Below are 395 nucleotides of genomic sequence, written 5' to 3'. Positions count from 1 at the left end.
GGCGCGGATGGGGCAAAGCGTTCACGCTTTCCCGCGCGGTTTGTCACCGGTTTGACACAGGGAGCGCGTTGCGGATGCCGCCGCATATGCCCTACGTCAACGACAGCACACAGCCCGATGTTGATGACAACAACGTCATCACTTTTTCAGTTAACCGGCAAATACGCCGTTCCCGCATCCCTTTAGCATGCGGGTTCATCTGTCTGCGTGTTAGTCAGCCTCTTATCTGGCGCCCTGTCGTTATCTTGCTGAGCGGGAAACGGGAGAAACTGCGGTGCGTCGAATGTCAGCACAACGCCTTCATCCTCATCCCAACCGAGCGTTAAATGCCGGGGCTTCTGCCGCACAGCCATCTGCTGCAGCAACTGCTGACTCAGTACCGGGAGGATCTGCTG

General features: G+C 57.5%; 1 protein-coding gene. It reads right to left on the bottom strand.

The genetic code is table 11. The features are described from left to right. Positions 1–182: 182 nt before the first annotated feature. Positions 183–395, bottom strand: a 213-nt coding sequence (locus AC1DPX_RS35175) for a hypothetical protein (protein WP_477242622.1), incomplete at its 5' end; no start/stop codon positions are given.

The sequence above is a fragment of the Mesorhizobium sp. 01N446 genome, from assembly GCF_056399285.1.
This window is presented reverse-complemented; position numbering and strand designations above follow the sequence as displayed.